The organism is Calditerricola yamamurae (assembly GCF_054654135.1).
In genome coordinates, this window is record NZ_BAAIFH010000003.1 from 196,706 (window position 1) to 220,654 (window position 23,949).

General features: G+C 63.6%; 18 protein-coding genes, 1 pseudogene and 1 riboswitch. Of the genes and pseudogenes, 1 reads left to right on the forward strand and 18 read right to left on the reverse strand.

Going from position 1 to position 23,949, the window contains the following annotated elements; all coding sequences use genetic code 11:
* Positions 1-16 precede the first annotated feature (16 nt).
* The 15 genes and pseudogenes from ACYQ0Z_RS01090 to ACYQ0Z_RS01160 all read right to left on the reverse strand — a co-directional run.
* Positions 17-112 (reverse strand): annotated as a pseudogene (locus tag ACYQ0Z_RS01090) (zf-HC2 domain-containing protein); the annotation flags it as partial.
* Positions 109-657: an RNA polymerase sigma factor gene (locus ACYQ0Z_RS01095; RefSeq protein WP_459863564.1), complete on the reverse strand. Its 549-nt coding sequence runs from the start codon at positions 655-657 to the stop codon at positions 109-111. The pseudogene ACYQ0Z_RS01090 and the gene ACYQ0Z_RS01095, both read right to left, overlap by 4 nt.
* Positions 650-3,166: a DNA internalization-related competence protein ComEC/Rec2 gene (locus ACYQ0Z_RS01100; protein ID WP_459863566.1), complete on the reverse strand. Its 2,517-nt coding sequence runs from the start codon at positions 3,164-3,166 to the stop codon at positions 650-652. Before ACYQ0Z_RS01100 ends, ACYQ0Z_RS01095 begins: the two co-directional genes overlap by 8 nt.
* Complete coding sequence (locus ACYQ0Z_RS01105) at positions 3,163-3,645, reverse strand: deoxycytidylate deaminase (protein ID WP_459863568.1); 483 nt, start codon at positions 3,643-3,645, stop codon at positions 3,163-3,165. The genes ACYQ0Z_RS01100 and ACYQ0Z_RS01105 overlap by 4 nt, the downstream gene beginning before the upstream one ends.
* 374 nt (positions 3,646-4,019) lie before the next feature.
* Positions 4,020-5,321, reverse strand: coding sequence for a homocysteine synthase (locus ACYQ0Z_RS01110; protein ID WP_459863570.1), 1,302 nt, complete (start codon positions 5,319-5,321; stop codon positions 4,020-4,022).
* A gap of 114 nt (positions 5,322-5,435) precedes the next feature.
* A riboswitch (SAM riboswitch) is annotated at positions 5,436-5,561 on the reverse strand.
* 87 nt (positions 5,562-5,648) lie between these two features.
* Entirely contained in the window at positions 5,649-6,740 is a 1,092-nt protein-coding gene (locus ACYQ0Z_RS01115; RefSeq protein WP_459863572.1) for an NAD(P)H-dependent flavin oxidoreductase, read from the reverse strand.
* Positions 6,741-6,846: 106 nt separating this feature from the next.
* Positions 6,847-7,860, reverse strand: coding sequence for an alcohol dehydrogenase AdhP (gene adhP, locus ACYQ0Z_RS01120; protein ID WP_459863574.1), 1,014 nt, complete (start codon positions 7,858-7,860; stop codon positions 6,847-6,849).
* A 265-nt stretch (positions 7,861-8,125) separates the two neighbouring features.
* Complete coding sequence (locus ACYQ0Z_RS01125) at positions 8,126-8,953, reverse strand: carbohydrate ABC transporter permease (protein WP_459863576.1); 828 nt, start codon at positions 8,951-8,953, stop codon at positions 8,126-8,128.
* Between the two features lie 15 nt (positions 8,954-8,968).
* Positions 8,969-10,354, reverse strand: coding sequence for a carbohydrate ABC transporter permease (locus ACYQ0Z_RS01130; protein ID WP_459863578.1), 1,386 nt, complete (start codon positions 10,352-10,354; stop codon positions 8,969-8,971).
* Positions 10,355-10,489: 135 nt separating this feature from the next.
* Positions 10,490-11,791 carry an ABC transporter substrate-binding protein gene (locus ACYQ0Z_RS01135; RefSeq protein WP_459863580.1) on the reverse strand — a complete coding sequence of 434 codons (1,302 nt, stop codon included), beginning with the start codon at positions 11,789-11,791 and terminating at the stop codon, positions 10,490-10,492.
* A gap of 52 nt (positions 11,792-11,843) precedes the next feature.
* Positions 11,844-12,812, reverse strand: coding sequence for a sugar phosphate isomerase/epimerase family protein (locus ACYQ0Z_RS01140; RefSeq protein ID WP_459863582.1), 969 nt, complete (start codon positions 12,810-12,812; stop codon positions 11,844-11,846).
* 96 nt (positions 12,813-12,908) lie between these two features.
* Positions 12,909-13,937: a Gfo/Idh/MocA family protein gene (locus ACYQ0Z_RS01145; RefSeq protein WP_459863584.1), complete on the reverse strand. Its 1,029-nt coding sequence runs from the start codon at positions 13,935-13,937 to the stop codon at positions 12,909-12,911.
* The gene (locus ACYQ0Z_RS01150) at positions 13,934-15,010 is read right to left on the reverse strand and encodes a LacI family DNA-binding transcriptional regulator (RefSeq protein ID WP_459863586.1); all 1,077 of its coding nucleotides are present in this window, start codon (positions 15,008-15,010) and stop codon (positions 13,934-13,936) included. The genes ACYQ0Z_RS01145 and ACYQ0Z_RS01150 overlap by 4 nt, the downstream gene beginning before the upstream one ends.
* Before the next feature lie 3 nt (positions 15,011-15,013).
* Positions 15,014-16,084: a Gfo/Idh/MocA family protein gene (locus ACYQ0Z_RS01155; protein ID WP_459863588.1), complete on the reverse strand. Its 1,071-nt coding sequence runs from the start codon at positions 16,082-16,084 to the stop codon at positions 15,014-15,016.
* A gap of 238 nt (positions 16,085-16,322) precedes the next feature.
* Complete coding sequence (locus ACYQ0Z_RS01160; protein WP_459863590.1) at positions 16,323-16,994, reverse strand: helix-hairpin-helix domain-containing protein; 672 nt, start codon at positions 16,992-16,994, stop codon at positions 16,323-16,325.
* Positions 16,995-17,116: 122 nt separating this feature from the next.
* Here ACYQ0Z_RS01160 and comER point away from each other — a divergent pair, with 122 nt between their 5' ends.
* Complete coding sequence (gene comER / locus ACYQ0Z_RS01165; RefSeq protein ID WP_459863592.1) at positions 17,117-17,974, forward strand: late competence protein ComER; 858 nt, start codon at positions 17,117-17,119, stop codon at positions 17,972-17,974.
* 104 nt (positions 17,975-18,078) lie between these two features.
* On the opposite strand, the gene ACYQ0Z_RS01170 is transcribed toward comER, so the two are convergent.
* The 3 genes from ACYQ0Z_RS01170 to ACYQ0Z_RS01180 are packed head-to-tail and all read right to left on the reverse strand — an operon-like array spanning position 18,079 to position 23,947.
* Positions 18,079-19,542, reverse strand: coding sequence for a phosphoglucomutase/phosphomannomutase family protein (locus ACYQ0Z_RS01170; protein ID WP_459863593.1), 1,464 nt, complete (start codon positions 19,540-19,542; stop codon positions 18,079-18,081).
* A complete protein-coding gene (locus ACYQ0Z_RS01175; protein ID WP_459863595.1) occupies positions 19,539-21,518 on the reverse strand; it encodes a glycoside hydrolase family 15 protein in 1,980 nt (659 codons plus the stop codon). The genes ACYQ0Z_RS01170 and ACYQ0Z_RS01175 overlap by 4 nt, the downstream gene beginning before the upstream one ends.
* Before the next feature lie 20 nt (positions 21,519-21,538).
* A complete protein-coding gene (locus ACYQ0Z_RS01180; protein WP_459863597.1) occupies positions 21,539-23,947 on the reverse strand; it encodes a sugar phosphate nucleotidyltransferase in 2,409 nt (802 codons plus the stop codon).
* Between the last annotated feature and the right edge of the window lie 2 nt (positions 23,948-23,949).

Consider the following 23,949-nt stretch of genomic DNA (forward strand, 5'->3'; position numbering starts at 1 on the left):
GGACACATCGCGGGCAGTTGAGCAAATGATGCTGCATGCGCTGGCGCTCTTCGGCGGTCAGGTCTCCGTCGAGCTCGCGGTTCATCGCGTCCATCACCTCGTCGCAGCTCATCCCCGCACCCCTCCTTTCACGTGGTCTTGCAGCCAGACCTTCAACTGTTGGCGGGCCCGAAACAGGTGGGATTTCACCGTGTTAAGCGGGAGATTGAGCGCGTCGGCGATCTCTTGATAGGAGAAGTCCTGCAGGTAGCACAGGATGACGACCGCGCGCTGGTGGAGCGGAAGGCGATTGATCGCTTCTTTCACGTCGGCGACCAGGTCGAGGCGTTCCACTTCCTCTTCCACACTGATGCGATCGGGCAGGCTGCCGTCGCACGCCTCGAACATGACGCTGTCGCTGCGGCGGCGGTACAGGTCAATGCACAGGTTGGTGACGATGCGCTGCACCCATGTGTGGAAGTGGGCCTTTTCTTGATACGTGTGCAGTTTCGTAAACACGCGCAAAAGGGCTTCCTGGGTCACGTCCAGTGCGTCCTGCTCATTGCCCAGCAAATAGTATGCCGTCCGGTACACGGGCGTCTCGATTTGTCGAAGCAGCTCAATCATCGCTTCCCGGTTTCCCGCTTGGGCATCGCGGATCAAACGCGGGTCAACCACGCGCACGTCCTCCTCTCCAAACAGTTGACGTACCTGAACCGCCGCAGGTTGCGTTCGCGTCGCCTGCCCCCCAGGGCGTGCCAGCACCTGCTTCGGACGGGGAAGGAAGCGTCGGCACCACGCGCAATCCCCCGTCGGGGCGGATGAAGACCTCGATGGCGCCGTGGCGATCGGTGCGCAGCACCCGCGCGCCGTGGCGACCCAGCCGCTCCACCACGGCGGGATGCGGGTGACCGTAGCGGTTCTGCTCCCCGACGGACACGACGGCCCATTCCGGACGCACCACCGACAGCCACGCCTCGCTCGTCGAGGTCTTGCTCCCGTGGTGGGCCACCTTCAACACGTCCACATCCCCTACACGCCGATCGGCCACCATCGCCCGCTCGCTCCGCTGCTCAACATCCCCGGTGAAGAGAACCACGCGTCTGTAAGCGTGAAGGGCCAGCACGAGAGAAGCATCGTTCTCCGTACAACCGGGGCATCCCGCCCGGGTTGGATGCACCACGCGCCAGTAGACACCAGGAACGACCTGCCGCGTGAATCCCGCAACCACCCGGCGCACGGAAACGCCTTGCCGGGTGCAAAGCTCCAAAAAAGCCTGCTCCCGCGCGTTGCGCCCGAAACCGGGACCCACCGCCACTTCCTTCACCCTCAGCTGTTGTACGACGGCAAACAGCCCACCGAGATGATCCTCGTCGCCGTGGGACACAAACACCGTGTCGATCCGCCGCACGCCGCGATACAGCAGGTACGGCACCACCACGTCCGCCCCCGGATCAAAGGGATCGCGCCGGCGCCGCCACGCTTCGGCCGGGATGGCCGGCTGCCCGCCGCCGTCGATCAGGAACACCTTCCCGTCCGCTTCCACCACCGCGGCATCGCCCTGCCCCACATCCAAAAAGGTGACGCGCACCGCAGCGCCATCCCCGCCCACCCAACGGCTGACCAGCAGCAGAACCCCGACCGCGCCGAAAACCATCCACACCCGGCGGTGCTCCCAGCGCGTGAGCCCGTACACCCACACCCCGAGAGCCAGTCCATACAGCGGCCACCACCAGGCGGGCGGCGGCGGCCAACCGGTGTAGAGGAGCGGGCGATCCAGCACCGCCGCCAACGTGAAAAACAGCGCCACCGCGCCGTCGGCCAGACGCGCCGGAACGAAGGCCAGCGCCGGATGCACCAGCGCCAATAGAAGCACCACCGTGCCGAGGGGCAAAAGAAGGAGCGACACCACCGGCACCAGCAGCAGGTTGGCCACCAGCGTCAGCCCATGGATATTGTGGAAATGCCCCACAACCAATGGGAAGGAGACGACGTGGGCCACGAGGGTCACCGCCACTGGCGCGCGAAGCGGCGCCGGGACCTTTGGCATGTGTTCGGCAAGCGGCAGCGCGGCAACAAGTAGCCCCCAAGTGACGGCGTAGGACAGCTGAAAGCCCGGCGAAAACAGCCACGCCGGAACGCAGAGCAGCGACACTGCCAACGCCCAGCCCCATGCGTTCAGCGCGTCGGTCAAGCGGCGAAAGGCAACAAGGAAGAGGGCCAGCTCGGCCATCAACCCGGCGCGCACGGCCGACGGACTCATTCCGGTTAGCGCGACATAGGCCGGAACGAAGACAAGCAGCCCGATGACCGCCCGCTCGCGCGTGACCCCTACACCACGCAAAAAAAGTAAAAATAGTGCAACCACCAGGCTCACGTGCAGCCCCGATATCGCCACAGCGTGGCGGAGGCCGAGGCGTGTCAGCATCTCCATCGCTTCCGGGTCGAGGGCGCGCTGGTCGCCAAGCACAAGGGCCTGCAGAAATCCCGCCGTCTGCGGGGAAAGGGTGTCGTCCAGCACGGCAGAAAGCCGCCGCTGCGCGTCGTCGGCCCAGCGCAGGGGAGAAAACCGTCGGCCGGGATCCACGTCGACGGCCGCAAGCCCGCTCACCCGAACAATCCAGCGAATGCCCTGCCGTTCCAGATACCGGCGGTAGTCAAAGGCGCCGGGGTTGCGCGGAGGCGAGGGCCGCTCGAGCACACCCGCAATGCGCACGCGATCGCCACGCCCCAGCCCTTCTGCCGCGCGGCGGTCGCCCGGATGGGCCAGCCGCACGCGCACCAGGACCCGTTCGCCGTCCAATTCCCCCTTGGCCGCACCCAGCCGCACCCCCGCTCCCCGCACCAAAAGCTGCAGCCGGTCACCGTCGAGGCGCGGCGGTTCCGCCACCACGCCGTCCAACGTTACCGTCATCCCCTCCTGCGCGCCAAGGGTTTCAAGCGCCGAGGGGGTAAGGGCGGGAGAACCGGCGGTCCGCGCAAGGGCCAGCGCCGCAAAAAGCGTCCCGAGGGCCAGCCACCGTGCCGTTCGCGCCCGAATTCGCACCCCCACCCCGAGCGCCACCATCCCGCCGAGGGCGCAAAGCGTGGCCCAAAAGAGCGCCCACCGCCGATCGGCCAGGGCAAAGGCCAGGGCCGTGCCGCCGCATGTCCCCAGTCCTGCCCACAGGCCCGGCCGCGCCGTCACGCCTGCTCATCCCGCATACGCTCGCGTACGTATTGGCGCAGGCGAATGCCCGCCTCGGCCATGAGGCGCTCCACCTTTTCATGGTCCTTTTCGTATGGCCGTTCGTACACGATCTCCACAATCCCGCTGTTGGCGAGCATCTTGGCGCAATTCCAGCACGGCTCGTCGGTAACGTACACCGTGCCCCCTTCCCGGTCGGCGCGGTCGGTGAAAAGAATCAGGTTCACCTCGGCATGGATCGAGCGGATGCACCGTTCGTGCTCAACGCCGTCTTCCACGTAGCGCTCGATGAGACAGCCGCGGTCATAGCAGTCCGCTACGCCGGCCGGGCTGCCGTTGTACCCCGTGCCCATCAGCTTCTTGTTCTTCACCAGAACCGCCCCCACGTGCCGGCGCGGGCAGGTCGCCCGTTCGGCAACGGTGAAGGCAAGGTCCATGAAATACTCGTCCCAGCTTTTGCGCCGTCGGGTCATCGCCATCCCCCTTTCTGGCGGCATTTTGCAGGAGCTGCGTAACCAAGCCTGTCGTTTCCATTTTAATGTCTCCTTGCTGAGGACGTAAGGGGAAAAAACAAAGCACCTTCCGTGGCAAACGTGCGGTGAGCGTTACACGTTGTGCCCCGCGCTTGACTCACCCGTTTGTTCGACACCCCTTGCGCTCCCTTCAGCCTGCGCGGTGATCCCCAACCGGAAGCGCACAAAAAACGGCCGGCATGTTCCGGCCGCGGTCACATGTGGCCATCGCGCGAGCCCTGAGAAACAGGCACAGAAAGCCCCCTCGGCTGCGTTGGAACCGAGGAGGCTTTTCCAGGCTAAAGGAGCCGGTTTTCCGGCCGCTTCCCTCCACTCCGTTTTCACCGCTGGCTGGCCCGCAGCGCCTGGTCGAGGTCCTCGAGGATGTCGTCGATGTGCTCCAGCCCCACCGACAGCCGCACCAGCTCCGGCGTCACGCCAGTTTGCGCCTGTTCCTCGGGGGTGAGCTGCTGGTGTGTCGTGCTGGCCGGGTGGATCACCAGCGACTTGGCGTCGCCGATGTTGGCCAGGTGGGAGTGGAGCTTGACGCTGTTGATGAATTTCTTCCCCGCCTCCAGGCCTCCGCGAATCCCGAAGGTAACGAGGGCGCCCTGCCCGCGCGGCAGGTACTTCTTGGCCAGCTCGTGATACGGGCTGTCCGGCAAACCGGGGTAGTCGACCCATTCCACATAGGGATGGCCGGCCAAGAACTCCGCCACCTTCCGCGCGTTTTCGCTGTGCCGCTCCATGCGCAGATGGAGTGTCTCCAGGCCCTGCAGCAGGAGGAAGGCGTTGAAGGGCGAAAGGGCCGCCCCCGTGTCGCGCAGGAGCTGGACGCGTGCCTTCAGGATGTAGGCCATGTTTCCGAAGGCCTCGCTCAAGACCATCCCGTGATAGCTGGGATCCGGCTCGGTGAAGGCAGGGAAATTGCCGTTGGTCCAGTCGAACTTGCCGCTGTCGACGATGATCCCGGCGATGGTCGTGCCATGGCCGCCGATGAATTTCGTCGCGGAATGGACGACGATGTCGGCGCCGTGGTCAAAGGGCCGGCACAGGAACGGCGTGGGCACGGTGTTGTCGACGATAAGCGGAATGCCGTGGGCATGGGCTACCTCGGCGATGGCCTCGATATCCAGCACGTCCAGCCTGGGGTTGCCGATCATCTCGGCGAACACCGCCTTGGTGCGGCCGGTGATGGCGCGGCGGACGTTTTCCGGGTCCCGCGCGTCGACGAACTTCACCGTCACGCCGAACTTGGGCAGCGTGTAGTGAAACAAATTGTACGTCCCGCCGTAGAGGCTGGTGGCGGAGACGATCTCGTCTCCCGCCTGGGCGATGTTCAGGATGGCGTAGGTGACCGCCGCCTGCCCCGAGGCTACCGCCAGGGCGCCTACCCCGCCCTCCAGGGCCGCCACGCGCTGCTCCAGCACGTCATTGGTCGGGTTCATGATCCGCGTGTAGATGTTGCCGGACTCCTTCAGGGCAAACAGGTTGGCGGCATGGTCGGTGTCGCGGAAGACGTACGACGTCGTCTGGTAGATCGGCACGGCCCGGGCCCCCGTCGTCGGATCGGGCTGCTGGCCGGCGTGGATGGCCAGGGTTTCCAGACGATGGGCATTGGCAGTTTGCGTCTCGATGCTCATGCGCTCCTTCCTCCTCGTGGTCAAATGTCCCGGGGCGCCGGCGCGCCACAGGCCCCCTATCAAGGGCAACGCCCCTTCTCCATCGAGAAGGGGCGTTTCAACCGCATTACGCCCCTCTCATCTCTCAGAATCCGCGCAGGATTCTGCAGGAATTGGCACCGTTGTGGGAGTCTGCTACCGCTGGATCCCACCGGTTGCCGGGCTTCATCGGGCCAGTCCCTCCGCCTCTCGCGATAAGAGGAGCCTTCTCCTTGCGGATTGAAGAAGGCGAAAGATTATGGATTGACGCAACGTTACGCTCATTATAGGGCGCACGTCCCCCCTTTGTCAACGGAAACCGTGCGCGTTGGGCGCATCGGAACGCCCGCAGAGCGTTTGGGACACCTCCGCAAGCCCCTGGCGCGCCTCGTCCATCAGCTGGTGCACGAGTTCCGCGGCCGGTATCTCGCGGGCCAAACGAAAGCCTTGCCCCGCCCACAGCGCCATGCCCTCCGGGTCGCCGGCCTGCGCCGCCGCCCTTCGGAGGGGCTGGGTGAGATGGTGCAGGTGGGGGTATGCGGCCGGTGCGGCCGCATCATGTTCCCGTATAAAGCGATTGACCAATCCTCGGGCACGCCTGCCGGTAAAGGCGCGCGTCAACGTCGTCGAGGTGAATCGCGGGTCAACGAGGGCCGCTTTGTGAACCGGATGGGCTCCGCTTTCCGGGCACCGGAGAAATGCCGTGCCCATCTGGGCCGCACACGCGCCCGCCGCCAACACCGCCGCCACATCGCGTCCGTTCATAATGCCGCCGGCGGCGAGGAGAGGCAACGGCACCTCCTGCCGTACGAGGCGCAGCAACACGAGGAGCGGATAATCCTCTTCCGCGGACAGCCGGTTGCGGAACGATGCCCGATGTCCCCCGGCTTCCACCCCCTGCACGCACAGCGCATCGGCACCGGCACGATGGGCGGTGATGGCCTCCTGGGGGGTGGTAACCGTCACCACGACACAGGAGCCCCGCTTTTTCAGCGCGTCGATCACGTCAGGTGACGGACAGCCAAAGGTAAAGCTCACCACCGGCACCGGTTCCTTCAGGAGCACCTCAAGTTTGGCCTCCCAGTCGTCCTCATCGGCCACCGGTTCCCCCAGCTCCACACCGCGCCGCCGCGCCTCGCCCTCCAAACGGTTCCGGTACTGCAAAACGGCTTCGAAATCGACATCCTCCCGGCTCGGAACGAAGAGGTTGACTCCAAACGGTTCGTCGGTGAGCGTCCGCACCGTCCGGATTTCTTCCCGCATGGCGTCAGCGGTTTTGTAGCCGGCCGCGAGGAATCCCAGGCCACCAGCCTGCGACACGGCAGCGACAAGCGCAGGGGTGGAGACCCCGCCGGCCATCGGGGCCTGGACGATCGGAAAACGCAGGAGTTCGCGAAACATGTTCTTCCTCCATATCCCTCCATCCCATTTTCAACGTTTAAACGCGGCCGGGATGCCTTCCCCCGACCGCGTTTTTCCACCCGGTTGTCTCTCCCGTTGTTTCCGCTCACTCCAAGGTGAGAACAACGCGACCATGAATCTGCCCCTTTTCCATGCGCGCAAACACATCATTGATCTTTTCCAGTGGCTGGGTCTCGATGTTGACCTTCACCTTTCCTTGGGCGGCGAATTCCAGGGCCTCTTGCAAGTCCTTTCTCGTTCCCACAATCGACCCTTTCACCGTGACCCCGTTGAGAACCGTGTCAAAAATGGGAATCGGCAGTTCGTCATTCGGCAAGCCGACCACAACCAGGGTGCCGCCGCGCTTCAGGGAATGGTACGCCTGCGTGAACGCTTTCTTCGTTACCGCCACGCTGATCGCCGCTTGCACACCGCCGAACCGCGTTTGAATCTCCTGCGCCGGATCGACCTTCGTCCCGTTGAGGGTTGCGTCCGCACCCAGTTTTTTCGCGAGCTCCAGCTTCTCATCGACCAGATCGACGGCGATGACATTGTATCCCATGGCCTTGGCATACTGTACGGCCACGTGGCCCAGACCGCCAATGCCGTAGATGGCAACCCAGTCACCCGGTTTGGCGTTGCAAACTTTCAACGCCTTATACGTTGTTACTCCCGCGCAAAAGATCGGCGCCGCTTCCTCAAACCCCAAATTGTCGGGGATTTTGACGACATAAGATGCGGGAGCCTTGCAATATTCGGCGTAGCATCCGTCCACCGAATAACCGGTGTTCAGCTGGTGCGGACACAACGTTTCCTGTCCGGTTAAACAATACTCGCATTCGCCACACGCGGAATGGAGCCAGGGAATTCCCACCCGATCGCCTACGTTGAGCGAGGTGACCCCCGGGCCAACCGCCTCAACGACACCGACGCCCTCGTGCCCCGGGATCAAGGGAAGCTTTGGTTTTACCGGCCAATCCCCATGCGCGGCATGCAGGTCGGTATGGCACACCCCGCACGCTTTGATTTTCACGAGGATTTCGCCCGGTCCGATCTCGGGAACCGGTACATCCTTGATCTCCAACTTTTCCTTAAATTGGTTTACCACCGCAGCCTTCATGGGCATCCCCTCCCTGTATACGTTTACAATTTTATCAATATACTTCTGACAATTATGTTTATCAGATTGTTAAGACTATTATAGGAAAAGGACCATCCGTTGTCAACCAGCGATTGGATGCCGTGCCACAGAGCGGATCGCGCCCGACTGTTCGCCCGCGTACGTACCCCCAAGCCCAAAAAAAGCGCCCCGCGAGCTTTCGCGGGGGCACCTACACGGGATACCAGAATCGCGCGAAAGCCGGGGCCAAGCCGGCCGGCGCGGCTCATTCCTTCACCGCGCCCGCCGTAAGCCCCGAGATAATCCGCTTCTGGAAAATAAGGACCATGATGACCAGCGGAATGGTCACGATGATCGACGCGGCGGCGATTTCGCCCCACGGGATCGTGTACTGGCCCTGGAACATGACGATGCCCACCGGAACGGTCTTCATCGCCTCTTCGGTGTTAATCGTCAAGGCGAAGAAGAACTCGTTCCATGCCGCCAGGAAGACGAGGATGGCTGTGGTAAACGTGCCCGGCATGGCCAGAGGAAGAATGATCTTGCGGAACGTTTGCAACACTGTCGCCCCGTCGATCTTGGCCGCTTCCTCCAAATCAACAGGAATTTTACGGTAAAACACAGTCAGGTTCCACACAGCCAGCGGCAGAGCAAAGGTGGTGTAGGGCAGGATCAAGCCCAGATAGCTGTTCGTCAGCCCCGTTTCCTGCATGAACAGGAAGATGGGCGAAATAGTGGCGATCTGAGGGAACATCGACACGGCGAGCACAAGACCAAGTACTACCGCCTTGCCCTTAAACTCGAGCCGTGCCAGCGCATAGGCGGCCAGCGACGCGACGACCAGGCAGTATGCCGTGGTCAGCGTGGCAACAACGGTGCTGTTCCACAGGTATGTCAAAAAGGGCCGTTGGGAAAAGACCCGCACGTAGTTGTCCAGCGTGGGGTTGTCGATCCAGACGCGAAAGGCCGCCTCACCAAACAGCTCGTTCGGTGGCTTGAACGAGGCCAGCAGTTGCCAGAAAAAGGGGAACAGCACCACGAAGACGAACACGGCCAGAAACACGTAAAACCCGGGTCCTGCCTTTTTCGACATCTGGGCTTCCCCTCCTTACCGCGCCTTCTCTTCGCCCAGCACGTTGGCGCCCAACAGCTTGATATAGAAGATGCTGATGAGGGCCACGCACAGGAAGACGATCACCGACAAGGCCGATCCGGCACCGAAGTTCAGCTGGGCGAACATCGTCTTGTACGCGTAGATGGAAATGGTCTCCGTCGAGTTGGCCGGACCGCCCCCGGTCAGCACGTAAATGAGGTCAAAGACGCGGAACGCGTCGAGCGTGCGGAACAACAGCGCCACCAGGATCGTCGGCTTTAAGAGGGGCAGGGTGATACGGAAGAATTGCTGGATCCGCGACGCGCCGTCCACCTCGGCCGCTTCATAGAGCGACTGGGGAATCGTCTGCAGACCGGCGAGAAGCAGCAGGGCCATAAAGGGCGTCGTCTTCCACACATCGGCAAAGATCACCGCGAACATGGCGCCCCATTTGGTGGTGAGCAGGGTGGCCATGTTGTCAATGATCCCGATCTCAGCAAACAGCTTGGCGACAATCCCGTTTTGCCCGTCGTAGAGGAATTTCCACATTAACGCCGAGATGACGGTGGGGATGGCCCAGGGGATCAACACCGCCGCGCGCACAAGCCCGCGCCCTTTAAAGGACCGGTTGATGAGCAACGCGATGCCCAGGCCCAGCACCAGCTCAAGGGAGACGGAGACAACCGTAAACACCGTGGTGTTCCACAACGCCATCCACAGGCGTGGTTCGTGGAGAAAGCGCGTGTAGTGGGCAAACCCGACAAAATTGGGCTCAATCAGCGCGCCGCTGATGCCGGAAAGGAGCCCGGTAACGTCGTTGGGACGCTGCAGTTTGGCGGGGTCAATCTGGGCAAGGGTTTTTTCCACATCGCGCAGCGTCGCCTTCACGCGTTCGGCCTCATCCCGATCAAGGTCGACAGTTTTGAGGTTCGGCGGAACCGGCTGGAACGCGTCGAGCAGCCGGTTCACCTCCTCCCAGCGCTCGGCAAAGTCCTCGTCCTTCATCAGCTCGTCATGAAGGCTCTCCAGCCGGTCCTTGGCCTCGGCTAAGGATGTTTTCGTTGGCGCGTCAGCCTGCTTGATCTCCCGGTCAAGCGCCCGCAACAGGAGCGGGTATTTGCCTGCATACACCTCCATATCGAGGCCGTATGTCCGGTGAATGGCCGTTTTCGCCGGATCGTTGAGGCGGATGTCGTACAGGCTGAGCCAAAACGAGCGCACAACGGGCCAGATAGCGATGGCGGCGATGAGGAGGATCGTCGGCAGGACGAACAGGTACCCGATGGTTTTCTCCGAAAACCGCAAGGGGAAACGGTCCTTGCGCCGCGTCGGTGGGTTCGTTTCCGTCGACGACGAGGATGCCGACGGGTCAACCGTTTGCCGCAAGTTGGTCTGCCGCATTGAATCACCCACTTTCCGGAGAAATCGACAGAAATCGATGAACCAGACGTAAAGGAAAGGAAGTTAAGAGCCGCAGGCGAAGGCTACGGCTCTTAACTTCCGCATATTGGCGCCGCGAGCAGGCGACGGACACCCTTACTTCCCGAGCACTTCCTTGAGCTTCTGCTCCATGTTCTTGACGGCTTCTTCCGCCGTCTGCTGGCCGGCCAGCGCCTTCGACACCTCAATCTGGATGATGTCGGAAATCTTCGGATACACCGGCGTGACCGGACGCGGCACCGCCTTGCTGACCGCTTCCACGTATTCCTTTTCGGAGAACAACGGGCTGGCCTTCTGCACCTCCGGATCGTCATACAGCGGGAGGTACGTCGGCGACGAGCCACCATAGATGGCCGTGATCTTTTGCCCTTCCGGACCGGTCATGAACTTGACAAACTCCCACGCCTCTTCCGGATGCTTGGTGTACTTGTTGATCCCCGTCAGCCAGCCGCCTAGCGTCGCCACGGAACCGGCGTCACCCGCAGGCAACGGCGCCACACCAACCTTGTCCACCACTTTCGACTGGTTTTTGTCCTGCACCAGGGCGTACATGTACGGCCAGTTGCGGGTGAACGGCGCCTGGCCCTCGATGAACGCCGTGTGCGTCTCCAGTTCGGTGAAGGTGGTGATGTTCTGCGGGACCACGTCGGACCGGACGATCTCGATCATCTTCTTCAGACCCTTGATCGTCTCGGGGCTGTTGATGACCACATTGCCCTTGTCGTCGAGCACCTTTCCGCCATAGGAGGCGATGAACTCGATGAAGTTGCACACCAGGCCTTCATACTGCTTCGCTTGCATCAGGTAGCCAAACTGCGTGCCACCCTTGCCCTTCAGTTCCTTGGCCTGGGCCAGGAGCTCGTCCCACGTCTTGGGCGGATTCTTCACCAAATCCTTTCGATAGTACAGGAGTCCAGCGTCGAGGAACTTGGGCATCGCCCACTGCTGACCGTTGTAGTTCCCCGCCTCGACAGCGCCGGGAATGTAGTTGTCCAGGTTGATGCCGTCCCGCTCGATGAAGCGGTCGAGCGGCAGGAGATACCCGGCCTGGGCGAACTCCGCCGGCCAGATCACGTCCAAGTCGAAGACGTCAATCTCGTCCGACTTGGCGCTGAGCATCGTCACGTACTGGTCGTGGCTTTGCCCCGTATCCGCCGGCATTTCGCGGAATTCCACGTCGATGTTGGGGTGCCGCTTTTCAAATTCCTCAACGATTTTTAGCGTCGCCCCCGTCACGTCTTTGCCGCGGGCATACACGATCTTGACCTTTTCCCCGCTTTTCGCCCCGCCACCGTCTCCGGAAGGCGCCGCTTCATTGCCTCCCGAACCGCAGGCGGCAAGGGAAATGACCATCATTGCGGCAAGCAAGCCGCTGAGCGCTTTTCGCCATGCGCGCATGGCTGTTCCTCCCTCCCCATCGGATTCAGCGTGCGGTTGACAGGCTTTCGCCCTATGCCCACCAGATGTCGCCGACCGGCTCTTCCATTATAACCTGCTTGAGGTTGGCCACGGCCTTGCGGAACCCTTCCTGCGGCGACATGAGGGCATCCTCGTGTTCGATGCTGAGCACATAGTCGTAGCCAACCAGGCGCAACGCGCTGACAATGTCCCGCCACACCTTCAGGTCATGGCCAAAGCCCACGGTGCGGAAGATCCAGCTGCGATTGGCAAGGTCGGTAAAGGGACGGGCGTCCAGGAGCCCATTGCGGGCCGCATTGCCCCAATCAATCCCGGTATCCTTGGCGTGCACGTGGAAGATGGCCCCGGCGCTGCCCAGAATGCGGATGGCCTGCACCGGATCGATGCCCTGCCAGAACAAGTGGCTGGGGTCGAGGTTGGCCCCGATCACCTCGCCCACCGCCTCACGCAGCTTGAGCAGCGTGTCGGGCGAATGGACGGAGAAGCCGCCGTGCAGCTCAAAGGCCAGCTTCACGTGGTGATCGGCCGCAAACTTCCCCCACTCTTTCCAGTAGGGGATAATCTTCTCCCGCCACTGCCACTCCAGCACCTCCTGAAAGTCGTGCGGCCAGGCCATCACCGGCCAGTTGGGGTACTTGGCCCCTTCGTGGTCGCCCGGGCAGCCGGAAAAGACGTTGACCACGGGCACCTCCAACTGCTCGGCCAGCAGCACCGTTTGCACGAAGTCGTCGTGGAAGCGCTGCGCCACCTCCTTCTGCGGGTGTAGGGGGTTGCCGTGCACGCTGAGGGCGCTGATGAGGAGTCCCCGCTCCTCCACCGCCTTTTTGAACGCCTTGCGTTTGGCCTCATCGGCCAGGAGCACCGCGGGATCGCAGTGATCCTTTCCGGGATAGCCGCCCGCGCCGATCTCCACCGCTTCGATACCGTGCGCCTTCACGAAATCGAGCATCGCCTCAAAGGGCATGTCGCGGAACAGAACGGTAAAGACGCCGAGCTTCACCGGCACTCCTCCTCCCCTGGGTTGGGCACCCGCGGTCTTCGCCGGGCGCCTAAAACGTTTTCGGTTTCACCAAAGTCGTTCAACGGACCGCGCCGCTCATTCCACCGCCACGACGCGCTTCGTCTCGGCCGACTTCACCGCGGCAAGGATCACCTTGAGCGAGCGGTACCCTTCCTCGCCGGGCACGAGCGGCGGCGTTCCCTTGACGATGCTCTCGAGGAACGCGTCGATGACCCCGCTGGCCGTCTGTCCGCCCTCTTCGTTGGTCTGGATCTTCCCGACGCGGTGCAGCTCCCGCTCGCCGCCGGCGTAGTCGACCACCACCTGGTAATCGGGGTTTTCGCCGATACGCAGCGTGCCGCGCTCACAGTAAAGGACCGTGCTGTTGTCCTCGTAGGGCTTGTAGGTCCAGCTGGACACCATCGTACCGATGACGCCCCGGCGCGTGCGCAGAATGCATACCGCGTTGTCTTCCACGTCGGTGTCGGCCTTCTCCAGCGTGCCCATCAGCGCCGCCACTTCCACAATTTCATCGTCGAGGAGCCAGCGCAAGAGGTCGACCTTGTGGATGCCCAGGTCGCCGAGGGCGCCGAGGAAGGCCCGTTCCTTGCGGAAAAACCACCCACCTGCCCCCTCGACGCTCCACGTCTCCGGACCGGCATGGCCGAAGGTGGTGCGGAAGGTGAGCACACGTCCTAGAGCGCCGGAGGAGAGGATCTGCTTGGCCTTTACGTGCGCCTTCATGAACCGCTGGTTGTGGGCAATCATCAGGATTTTGCCGCTGGATTCGGCGGCGCGGATCATCGCCTCCGCTTCCTCCGCCGACGTGGCCATCGGCTTTTCGCACAGGACGTGGATGCCTGCCTCCAGAGCGGCAATGGTGATCGGCCCATGCAAGTCGTTCGGTGTGCAGACGCTGACGGCATCGAGGTCGCCGCGCTTTAGCATGGCCCGCCAATCGGTGTACGCCTCGGCCCCGTAACGGCTGGCAGCCGCTTCGGCGCGCTCACGGACAACGTCACACACGGCCACGATTTGGGCGTGCGGATTGGCGGCGTACTCCGGCAGATGGCGATGCTTGGCGATGCTGCCGCATCCGATCACGCCAACACGAATCGGATTCATGCCTTGCCCCTCCCCTTGGATTGGTGAATCGGGCCTTCAACTGGCATCCTGGCTCCACTGCCCTTGTCGTTCCTTCGCCGGGGGGTCCCGCAGGAACGGCGGATGACCAGGCGATCTTCCAGCACCCGCTGCGGCTGCGGAATCGGCTCGCCGCGGATCAGGTGCAGGACCATCTCCATCGCCGTCCGCCCAATTTCATAGCACGGTTGGGCGACCGTCGTCAGCGGCGGATCGACGTACGCGGCATAGGCAATGTCATCAAAACCCACGATGGCGATGTCGTCCGGTACCCGCAAGCCCCGTTCGCGGACCGCGCGAATCGCGCCAATGGCCATCTCGTCGTTGGCGGCAAACACGGCCGTAGGCGGGTGCGCGAGGGCGAGCAGCTTGCGCATCAGAAGATAACCCGAATCAAGGGTCCAGTCACCTTCTTGCACCAGGGCCGGATCGACGGAAAGCCCGTGCTGGTGCAGCGCTTGCTGATAGCCCTGCAAGCGGTCACGGGAGATGATGACGTGGAGCGGACCCGTCAAATGGGCGATACGGGTGTGCCCCAGCGACAGGAGATGAGCCGTTGCCTTGCGCGCGCTCGACACGTTGTCGATGGAAACGGACGGCACGTCGGCATCGAGGAGGTATTCGCAGGCGAGGACGACCGGCTTTTGGCGCGCCAGCGCAAGGATGTGGTCCTTCTCCACCCGCGCCGTGGTGAGGATCAGTCCGTCGGCCCGCTTGGCATTCAGAATCCGCAGGTATTCCGCCTCCCGCTTGACGTCGTTGTCGGTATTGCCGAGGAGGATGGTGTACCCCTCGCGAATGGCCACATCCTCAATGCCGCGGATAATCTCGGAAAAGAACGGGTTCTTGATGTCGGGAATCAGAACGATGACCGTCTTTGTCTCCTGCTTTCGCAAGTTACGTCCCAAGGCGTTGGGTTCATAGTTGAGCGCGGCCATCGCGTCGAGCACGCGGCGGCGCGTCGCCTCCGACACCGCACCTTTTCCGGACAGCACGCGGGAGACCGTCGCAGGAGAGACGCGGGCCAGCTTGGCCACATCCCGAATCGTCGCCATCCGTCACCTCAGGGCAACCGGCTGACCGGTTTCGGAAGCGGTGTAGATGGCGTCAAGGATGCGCTGTACCTGCACGGCCTCCTCTACCGCCGCGCTGGGGGGCTGCCCCGTCTTCACGCAGTCCAAGAAGTGCCGCCACATCGCCACGCGGTCGCCCCACGGCTCCCACTTAACCCGGGGCGATTCGTCAACCAGGCATCCGAACCGCTCGGTGTACACCGTGAAGCGGCGGTCACTGAAATCGATTTCTTCCAACACCGCGCCGGCTCCTGTCCCAAACAGGTGCACAAACTGTACGTCGCGCGCCAGGTTGGCCGCCCAGCTCACCTCGAGGGTCAGCGTGGCACCCGTTTCCAGATGGAGAAAGGCCACGGCGAAGTCTTCCACGTCATAGGCGCCGTCGGATGCCGCCGGCGCCCACATGCGCGTCTGGCGTGCCTCGGGACGGGTGAAGGTTTGAAAGGTTTTCCCGGTCACTAGAACCACCCGGGGGTTTCCGAGCAGCCACAACGCCAGGTCGAGCATGTGCACGCCAATGTCAAGCAGCACCCCGCCGCCGGCGCGCGCCTTGTCGGTAAACCACCGGCTCCACGAAGGAATGCCCGCTCGCCGCAGCCATCCGGTGCGGACGTGGTAGACGTCCCCGAAGGCCCCGCCCTCCAGGTACCGCTTCAGTTGCTGGGCATCGGGGCGAAAGCGGTTGTTCATGCCGACCATGAGGATGCGGCCGCATTCGCGGGCCTTGGCGGCAATGCGTTCCGCTTCCGCGGCACAGGTAGCCATCGGCTTTTCGAGCAGGACATGCTTCCCCGCCTCGAGGGCGGCAACGGCCATCTCGGCGTGGAGGTGATTCGGCGTGCTGATCAACACGACGTCGACATCGGAGCGCGCAAGCAACTCACGGTAGTCCGTCATCACATGGGGAATCCCGTGCACACCGGCCAATCGTTCAGCCGCCGCTCGATCTACATCGGCTACGGCGACAATCTTGACGTCGGAAAAGGTCCGCAGCACGGGCACGTGAACCTCCCGGGCGATGCCGCCGGCTCCGATGATGCCCAGCCGGTGTTCCATCCTCCTACCCCTTTCCGCGTCGCTGGTGTGGCTGCTGCGACGTCCGTCGAGATTGAAATCGATTTCAATCCCCGAAAAAAGAGAAAGTCCGCACATCTTGGTAACGCTTTCAAACCTGCGTACCCGTCTCACCCCCAAAAAAACGGATTCCTTCCGACTTCCATTCTCCTTTATGACCCCCCTTTTTATAAAAGATCAAAAATTTTTCCCATGTGTCAAGCGAACGGGTGCTCGTTTTTTATCGAACCACCACGCGGTCCCGGATCTGTTCCAACAGCGCCGGACCGATGCCGGGCACGTCCAACAGGTCCTCCACCGCGCGAAAGGGGCCGTTTTCCTCGCGGTACTTGACGATTGCCGCCGCCTTTGACGGGCCGATGCCGGGAAGCGCGTCCAGCTCGGCCACCGTGGCCCGATTGAGATCCAGCTTTTCCCCTTGTCCGGCGCCGGTCGGGGCAAGCTCCCCCGCCAAAGCGGGATTTTCCCCTTGCCGTGGAATGACAACGGCGATCCCGTCGGTAAGGGGCGCGGCAAGGTTGACCCGCTCAACATCCGCGTTCGGGGCGAGGCCACCCGCAGCGCGCACGGCGTCTTGCACGCGGCTTCCCTCAGGCAGAACGACCACCCCCGGTCGGTTCACCGCGCCCTTCACGTCAACGGTCACCGTCTTGGGTCGCTCGGTTGGGCCGGCAGCCTGCGCATTGTGTTCCGCTGCTCCCCGCGGCACCCCTGCCCCAGGGACGGCTTCGTCTGCCGCATCCAGAACCGCCAGGTCGGCCGTCCACGTCGCCTCGTGCGTTTCCCCCCAGAGGATATACGCAAACAGGCTCAGCACGGCCACCGCCAGCACAACCACCATTGCCGCCAGCCGGCGTTCGCGCGTCGTCCACTCTGCCAACCATTCGCGCATGTTTTCCCCTCCCCGTTTGCGTCCAACCCGATGGCGGTTCTCCTCGCCCGCCGTCATCGCCGAATGCACCCAGGCATATCTATGAACCAAAAGGGAACCGTCCGCAGATAGGGGGATCGGCGATGAACGTTGGCTTTATCGGCACCGGTAGCATGGGATCGCTCCTCGTTGAGGCTTTTCTCGTCTCGGGCCGTCTTCGACCCGAGCAGGTGTGGGTGACCAACCGCACACTGGCCAAGGCCTATGCGCTTTCCGAGCGGTTTCCGGGCGTACGCGTGGCACCGAACGCCGAACAGGTGGCCCACACGTGCGACCGCATGTTCGTATGCGTCAAGCCCCTGGAATACAGCGACGTCCTCGATTGCATTGCCAATTGCCTGCGTCCGGAACAATGGCTGATTTCCATTACCAGCCCGGTGTCCGTCGCCGATCTGGAAGCCCTGCTGCACGCCAAGGTAGCCAAGGTCATCCCCAGCATCACCAACGGGGCGCTCAGCGGAGCCCTGCTCGTCGTTCGCGGCTCCCGGTTTTCCGACGCCGACCACCGCGAGCTGCTGGACTGGCTCCACGCCATCGGGCATCCCGTGGAAATCGACGAGCGGTGGACGCGCATCGCCTCCGATCTCTCCAGCTGTGGTCCTGCCTTCCTCAGCTTCCTCCTGCAGGAGATGGCCGAAGCGGCGACACGGGAAACGGGATTGCCCAAGCCGCTGGCCACGGAACTGGTCACGGAGATGGCCATCGGTTTTGGCCGCCTGCTGGCCACCGGTACGTTCACCCTGGAAGCCCTTCGCCAGCGGGTGTGCGTTCCCGGCGGGGTGACCGGCGCGGGGCTGGCCGTGCTGGAAGCGGAGACGCGCGGGACCTTCGACCGGCTGTATCGCCGTACCCGGCAAAAGTTCGAGGAGGACGTCGAACAGGTGCGCCAGCGCTTCCACCGCCTCGCCCCGCGCCCGTCCGACGCGGAACCGCCTTCATGAAATCGTTGGGATTAGGGTTGAAGATTCTCCCTTCTGGGCGCGTTTCCCTGCCACCGCGTTCCATTTCCAATTGATTTTATCTACGTAAAGAAAGCCCCGGGCTGTCACCTGGGGCTGTTGCCGTTTTCGCTTCCGGTCCGCACCGCCCGCGCGTGTTCTTCGGCGCGCGCGAGCAACGTGCGCACCGCCTCCTGTAACACTTGGAGTTGCGCCTCCGTTTCCGCTTCCAGGTACACCCGGATCAGCGGCTCTGTGCCGGAGGGGCGCACGAGCACCCACGCATCGCCCTCAAGCCGCAACTTGACGCCGTCTGCGGCGGATACCTCCTGTACCCGTCGGCCGCCGAGGGACGAGGGAGGGGCTTGGCGAAGGGCCTCTATCAACACCCGTTTCACGTCGTCGCGCAGGCGCAGGTCCAACCGCCTGTGTACGGCGCGGCCATATTTCCGCTCCAGGTCGGCCAGCGCCTCCCGCAAGGACCGCCCTTCCGCCGCGCGCATCTCGGCGATCAGGCAATTGGCCAGGATGCCGTCCTTCTCGGGAATGTGACCGAGGACGCTTAGGCCCCCGCTTTCTTCGCCCCCCACCACAACGGGCTGCCGGCGCATCGCCTCGCCGACATACTTGAAGCCGACCGGCGTCTCCACCAGCGGCACGCCGAACCGCTCGGCCACCCGATCGAGCAAATGGGTTGTGGCTACGGTGCGCACGAGGGCGCCCTTCCATCCGCGCCGCGCCAGCAGGTGATGGGCGAGGAGCACCAGCACCTGGTTCGGCGTCAGGTACGTCCCGTCGCCATCCACCACACCGAAGCGGTCGGCATCCCCATCGTTGGCAAGCCCGAGGTGGGCCTTGCCCGCCACCACCGCTTCGCGCAGGGCCGTCAAGTGGGCTTCTGTGGGCTCGGGGAGTCGGCCGCCGAACAGCGGATCGCGGGTGCCATGCAGCTCGGCAACGGTCCACCCCCGCGCGGCGAGCAGCTGGCGCACCAACCCCTGCCCGGCGCCGTACATCGGGTCGGCCACAGCGGACAGGGCAGCCCGTTCAACCGTATTCCAATCCACCAGCCCGTTGAGATGGCGCACGTAGGCCGGCCAAATGTCGAGAATTTCCGCTCGCGGCGCATCGGGCAGGCGCAGGGTGTCCGCTTCGCGCAAGGCACGGGGAAGCTCCGCCTCGATCCCTTGCGTGATATCCGGTGTGGCCGGCCCGCCATAGTCGGGAATGAACTTGATGCCGTTGTACTGCGGCGGGTTGTGGCTGGCGGTGAACATGATCGCCCCATCGGCGCCGTGGTGGACGACGGCAAAGGCCACCAAAGGCGTTGGTGTGGGCCGCTGGACCATGAACACGGGGATCTCGTGGGCCTCAAGCACCCGGGCCGCTTCGCGGGCAAAGGCGTCGGACAGAAAGCGGGTGTCATAGCCCACCACCACCCCGCGACGCCCCTTTCCCTGCTTCGCGAGATAACGGGCGATGGCGCAACTGACGGCACGAACGTTGGCAAAGGTAAAGTCCCCGGCAATAACAGCGCGCCAGCCATCGGTGCCAAAACGGATCAACGTCACGCCTTTCCCTCCTGCCCCGAATGAAGTTCGTGGTACCGCCGGGCATAGCGGCGCACCACGTACACAAAGGTGGCGTGCGACCATGTCAGCGGCGCCACCGAAAGGGGCTGGCCCGTATACGGATGCAGCTGTTCCGGCAGCACGCCGCTCGGCAAACTGCGGCGAACCGCCCATTCAATCCACTGCCGCGCCTCCCGGAGCATTCCTGCCGTCGATGCCGAAACGATCTTCCACAGCGCCAGCCACAGCGTGCAGATGATCCACGGATTTCCCGGTACGGTGTCCACATCGTCGGTCTGCTGAAAATAGGCGTCGGCGGGGTACCGGGCAAGCCCGCCGATGTCCGTGCGCACGCGCAGCCGGGACTCCACGGCCGCCATCGTGCGAATGACCCGTGGATCGTCGGCGGGAAGGACGTCATAGAAAAACAGGGCAAACAGGCTGCTGTCTACGGTGGGGTCCTTGCGCAAGCGGGAACCTTCCGGGTATACGGCGCGCAAAAAGCGGCCGCGCTCGGAATCGTACAGGTGGCGCAGCATGCCCTCGCGGATCTCCTGGGCCCGTATGCGGCACGCCTGGGCCAGGTCATCGTCGCAAAACAGCTCGGCGAAGCCGGCCGCTGCGTTCAGTCCGCCGTACACAGTGGCCGCCGTATAGGTGAAAATTCCCCACCGCTCTTCCCACAGGTCGTAGCTCGGCTTGGGCAACCGATGCCGCGGATCGTAATGGGCGAGGAGAAAGCGGGCCGCCGGCCGGATGAAGACGGGGTAAAAGCGGCGGATGTACTCGATGTCCTCGTCCCGCCGGTAAAAGCGCCACAGGGCAAAGAGGACGCTGGCCGTCTCGTCTTCCTGGATGGGCAGCTTTTCCTCCTTCCCGTTGGTGAAGGCATGCCAGCTGGAGCCGACCGAACCGTCGGGGTTGTACTTGTGGCGCAGGTACCCGTCCTTCGTCACCGCCCGGGCGCAGAACTCGAAGAAGGATGCCGCCAGCCGGTGGTAACCCGCCTCGCTCAGGGCGTCGGCCACGTAGGCCCCGTCGCGGGGCCACACGTAACTGTAGTGGTCACGGTTGTAGTGCAGGATATCGGAATCGTTGGCCGCCGTGATCGCCCCGTTGTGGTTCACGTGGGTGCGGATGATCAGCAGGCTGCGATTGTACAAGTCCAGCACCTCGGGAGAGAGGTCGGCGGGGGGCGGCGGAGCCTTGGCCAGCCACCGCCGCCAGTAGTGGGCCACCTTCCGGATCAGCCGGTCGGGTCCGGACTGCAGCACCTTTTCGTTCAGGGCCACCACCTCGTCATAGGACGCGCCGACGGCAAACCAGTAGTGCATCGTTTGCTGGCCACCGGGAGGAAGGTGCAGCCGGAAGCCGATGACGCTGTCCACCGACCCCTGGGCGATGGGGTTGCCGTGGAGGTGGCCGTCCTCGGCATCCCGCCAGGTGCCCTCCGCGTGATGGAAACGCTTGATGCCCGTGCTGAACTGGTCAATGCCGCCCTCGGGCGTTCTGCCGTTAAAGAGGAAATACCGGTTGCGCTTGTAGTGGTATACGGCGTGGAGACGCGGGTCGTACACGGCCGTGTCGCCGACATCCGACTCGTCGATGGATAAGTCTTGGTTGAAAAAGAGCAGCACTGTGCGCGCCACCGGCGCCAAGTTTTTCACCGTCACCTCCTTGAGGTACACGTTCTCGGCGTCGTCCACGGCGTCATGGATGGAAAGGGCAATGCCCAGCTCCGGGTGAACGGCGCGCACGTCGGTCACCAGCGTGTCGGGAAGATACCCGAGGCTGCGCTGCCAGGCGGGCTCGTCGCACCACGAAAACCGGCCGTCTACAAAGACGCCAAAGGCGCTGCGGTGCCCCCCGACATGGTTGAGCAGCCCCACGTGGGGATAGTACAAGTCGCGCATGTTAAGCCCGTCGTCAAAATTGACCAGCAGTTGCCCGTTTCCGACAACCAAAGGCCTTGGCATTGGAGACACCACGCTCCCGTTCACCGCTCCTGGTACCGGTGGATTCTGGTCACATACGCGCGGATGCGCGCGTCGGCCCGCTCCGCGTCCGGCGCCTCGGCGACAATATGCACCACCGGCTCTTCGGCATCCGGCAGCACCAGGGTCCAACCGTCCTCGTGGTACACCTTTACCCCGTCCAGGAGCTCCACGCGCTCGCCTGCCGTCTCCTCGATCAGGCGGCGCATCACCTTGCCCTTTTCCGTCCACCGGCAATCCACCTCGACGCGAACGATTCCCACGTTGGGAAGCTGCGCGCACAACGCGGCCAAGGAGACGTCGCGCACGGCCAGGAACTCCAGAAGCCGCGCCAGGGTATAGAAGGCATCAAACAGCGGCTGGAACGGTAGGTCGGGACAGGCCCCCATCAGGGCGGCGGGATTGGCCTGCGCGCGCACCACCTGCCCCTTGAGCCTCTGCGCCAGCTCGTCGAGGGCCGACGGCGCAGTCACGGGCAGGGCGATGTGCTGCCCCACCCGCGCCGCGAGATGGCTCATCACCCGCAGCGCCTCCAGTTGCGCAGGTTCGACGACACGCCCGTCGTCGCAGACGAGCACCAGCGCCTCGCCCGCCGGATCAAGGACGGCACCCATATCCGCCCCGCTGGCCGCCGTCACCTTGGCTACCGTCGCCAGCGGCTCCGTCGGCGACAAGCTGATCGCCTCAACCCCCAAAGCCGTCATCAGCGCCTGGACGGTGGCATGGAGGCGCGCGTCGTGCTGCAGGCACACGCGGAAACGCCGCCGGCGAATGACCGCAGCGTCGACGGCCTCCACGAGGGCCTCCACATACGCCGCCGTTTGGCCGGACACAACCCGCCCCGTACCGATTTCAGCGGGGAGCACGCGACGGAAATCCTCCTGGTCGTACGCATTTTCGATTTTCCGCTCGCGGCCCTTGTCAAAGGGCACCCCGCGCCCATCGAAGAAGAGGAGGCGAATCCATTCCTGGTTTTTGGCCGTCTCGTGCCGCACGTGGACGCCGGCGCTCACGTCTAGCGTCCGCGCAGCGTGGCGCGCCGCCGGCGTGGCGACCGCGCCGAGGTCGAGGGTATGAACGCCCGATCCGTGCAACCCCGCGGCCACGGCCTGTTTGATCACCCCGGCGAAGGGATTGCCGTCGTCGCTCACGGCTACCGTCGCGCCGACCGACAGGGTGCTGCCCAGGCTTTGGGCAACCCGTCCGGCAACATCGGGGGTGATCGCCACGTTGGCCAGCCCGCACACGCCATAACGGCCAAACAGGCGACGACCGGCACCTTCCCCCCAGATGACTGAGGTCACCACGGCGGCACCCGTTTCCACCCGCTTGGCCGGCCACACCTTCACCCCGGCCTGCACCGTGGCCTTCTCGCCGATATCCGTGCGCTCCCCCACAACGGATCCCTCAAAGAGCGCGGCCTGTTTGCCGACATGGACGCGGCTGCAGAGGGTGGTCCCCCGCAGCTCGGCGCCCCCTTCCACCACCACGCCGTCCCACAAGATGCTGCGCTTGACGGAAGCGCCCGCCTTCAGGATCGACCCGCAGCCCACCACGGTATACCCGTCGATCCGCGCGCCGCACTGCACGCGGACGTCCCGCCCCAAAAAGGCAGGGCCAACCACCGTAGCGCCGTCCTCGATCACCGCGCCCGATTCCGCGCGCACGCCGGGCGCAATTTCCCGTCCCGGCAGCGAAAGGTTCACTTTCCCGTCGAGCAGGTCAAATTGCGCCTGACGATATTGCGCGAGGTTGCCGATGTCCGACCAGTATCCCTTGGCAACGTAGCCGTACAGCGGCTCGCCGCGGGCCATCAGGAGGGGGAACAAATCCTTGCTGAAGTCAAATTCCCGGTTCGGTTCATAGAACGAAAAGATGCGCGGTTCCAAAATGTAGATGCCCGTGTTCACCTTGTCGCTGAACACTTCACCCCAACCCGGTTTTTCGAGAAACCGCCGGATTCGCCCGTCGTCGTCGGTAATCACCACGCCGTACTCCAAGGGATTGTCCACGTGGGCCAGGACAATCGTCGCCACCGCCCCCCGTTCACGGTGAAAGCGGATGGCCGGCTCCAGGTCGAAGTCGGTAAGGGCGTCGCCGCTGACGACGACAAACGTCTCGTCGAGGAAGGCCTCGGCGTTCTTAACGCTTCCCGCTGTGCCCAGGGGCGTCTCTTCTTCGAAATAGTGCAGGTTGACGCCGTAGGCCGTGCCATCCTCAAAGTAGTTGCGGATCGCGTCAGGCAAGTACTGCAGGGTGACGGCGATGTCGCGAATGCCGTGGCGTTTCAAGAGCTCAAGGCCATACGCCATAACCGGTTTGCCAAGCAAGGGCACCAACGGCTTGGGAATCGCACACGTGAGCGGGCGCAACCGCGTTCCCTTGCCACCTGCCATGATTACTGCTTTCATCC

Coding starts and splice junctions, on each gene's coding strand:
- ACYQ0Z_RS01155 (WP_459863588.1), bottom strand. CDS start 16,084: ATGGAACACCGGCTGGGCATCATCGGAGCCGGCGGCATCGCCCGGGAG.
- ACYQ0Z_RS01125 (WP_459863576.1), bottom strand. CDS start 8,953: ATGTCGAAAAAGGCAGGACCCGGGTTTTACGTGTTTCTGGCCGTGTTC.
- ACYQ0Z_RS01180 (WP_459863597.1), bottom strand. CDS start 23,947: ATGAAAGCAGTAATCATGGCAGGTGGCAAGGGAACGCGGTTGCGCCCG.
- ACYQ0Z_RS01130 (WP_459863578.1), bottom strand. CDS start 10,354: ATGCGGCAGACCAACTTGCGGCAAACGGTTGACCCGTCGGCATCCTCG.
- adhP (WP_459863574.1), bottom strand. CDS start 7,860: ATGAAGGCTGCGGTGGTAAACCAATTTAAGGAAAAGTTGGAGATCAAG.
- ACYQ0Z_RS01135 (WP_459863580.1), bottom strand. CDS start 11,791: ATGCGCGCATGGCGAAAAGCGCTCAGCGGCTTGCTTGCCGCAATGATG.
- ACYQ0Z_RS01145 (WP_459863584.1), bottom strand. CDS start 13,937: ATGAATCCGATTCGTGTTGGCGTGATCGGATGCGGCAGCATCGCCAAG.
- ACYQ0Z_RS01110 (WP_459863570.1), bottom strand. CDS start 5,321: ATGAGCATCGAGACGCAAACTGCCAATGCCCATCGTCTGGAAACCCTG.
- ACYQ0Z_RS01115 (WP_459863572.1), bottom strand. CDS start 6,740: ATGTTTCGCGAACTCCTGCGTTTTCCGATCGTCCAGGCCCCGATGGCC.
- comER (WP_459863592.1), top strand. CDS start 17,117: ATGAACGTTGGCTTTATCGGCACCGGTAGCATGGGATCGCTCCTCGTT.
- ACYQ0Z_RS01175 (WP_459863595.1), bottom strand. CDS start 21,518: ATGCCAAGGCCTTTGGTTGTCGGAAACGGGCAACTGCTGGTCAATTTT.
- ACYQ0Z_RS01150 (WP_459863586.1), bottom strand. CDS start 15,010: ATGGCGACGATTCGGGATGTGGCCAAGCTGGCCCGCGTCTCTCCTGCG.
- ACYQ0Z_RS01160 (WP_459863590.1), bottom strand. CDS start 16,994: ATGCGCGAATGGTTGGCAGAGTGGACGACGCGCGAACGCCGGCTGGCG.
- ACYQ0Z_RS01105 (WP_459863568.1), bottom strand. CDS start 3,645: ATGGCGATGACCCGACGGCGCAAAAGCTGGGACGAGTATTTCATGGAC.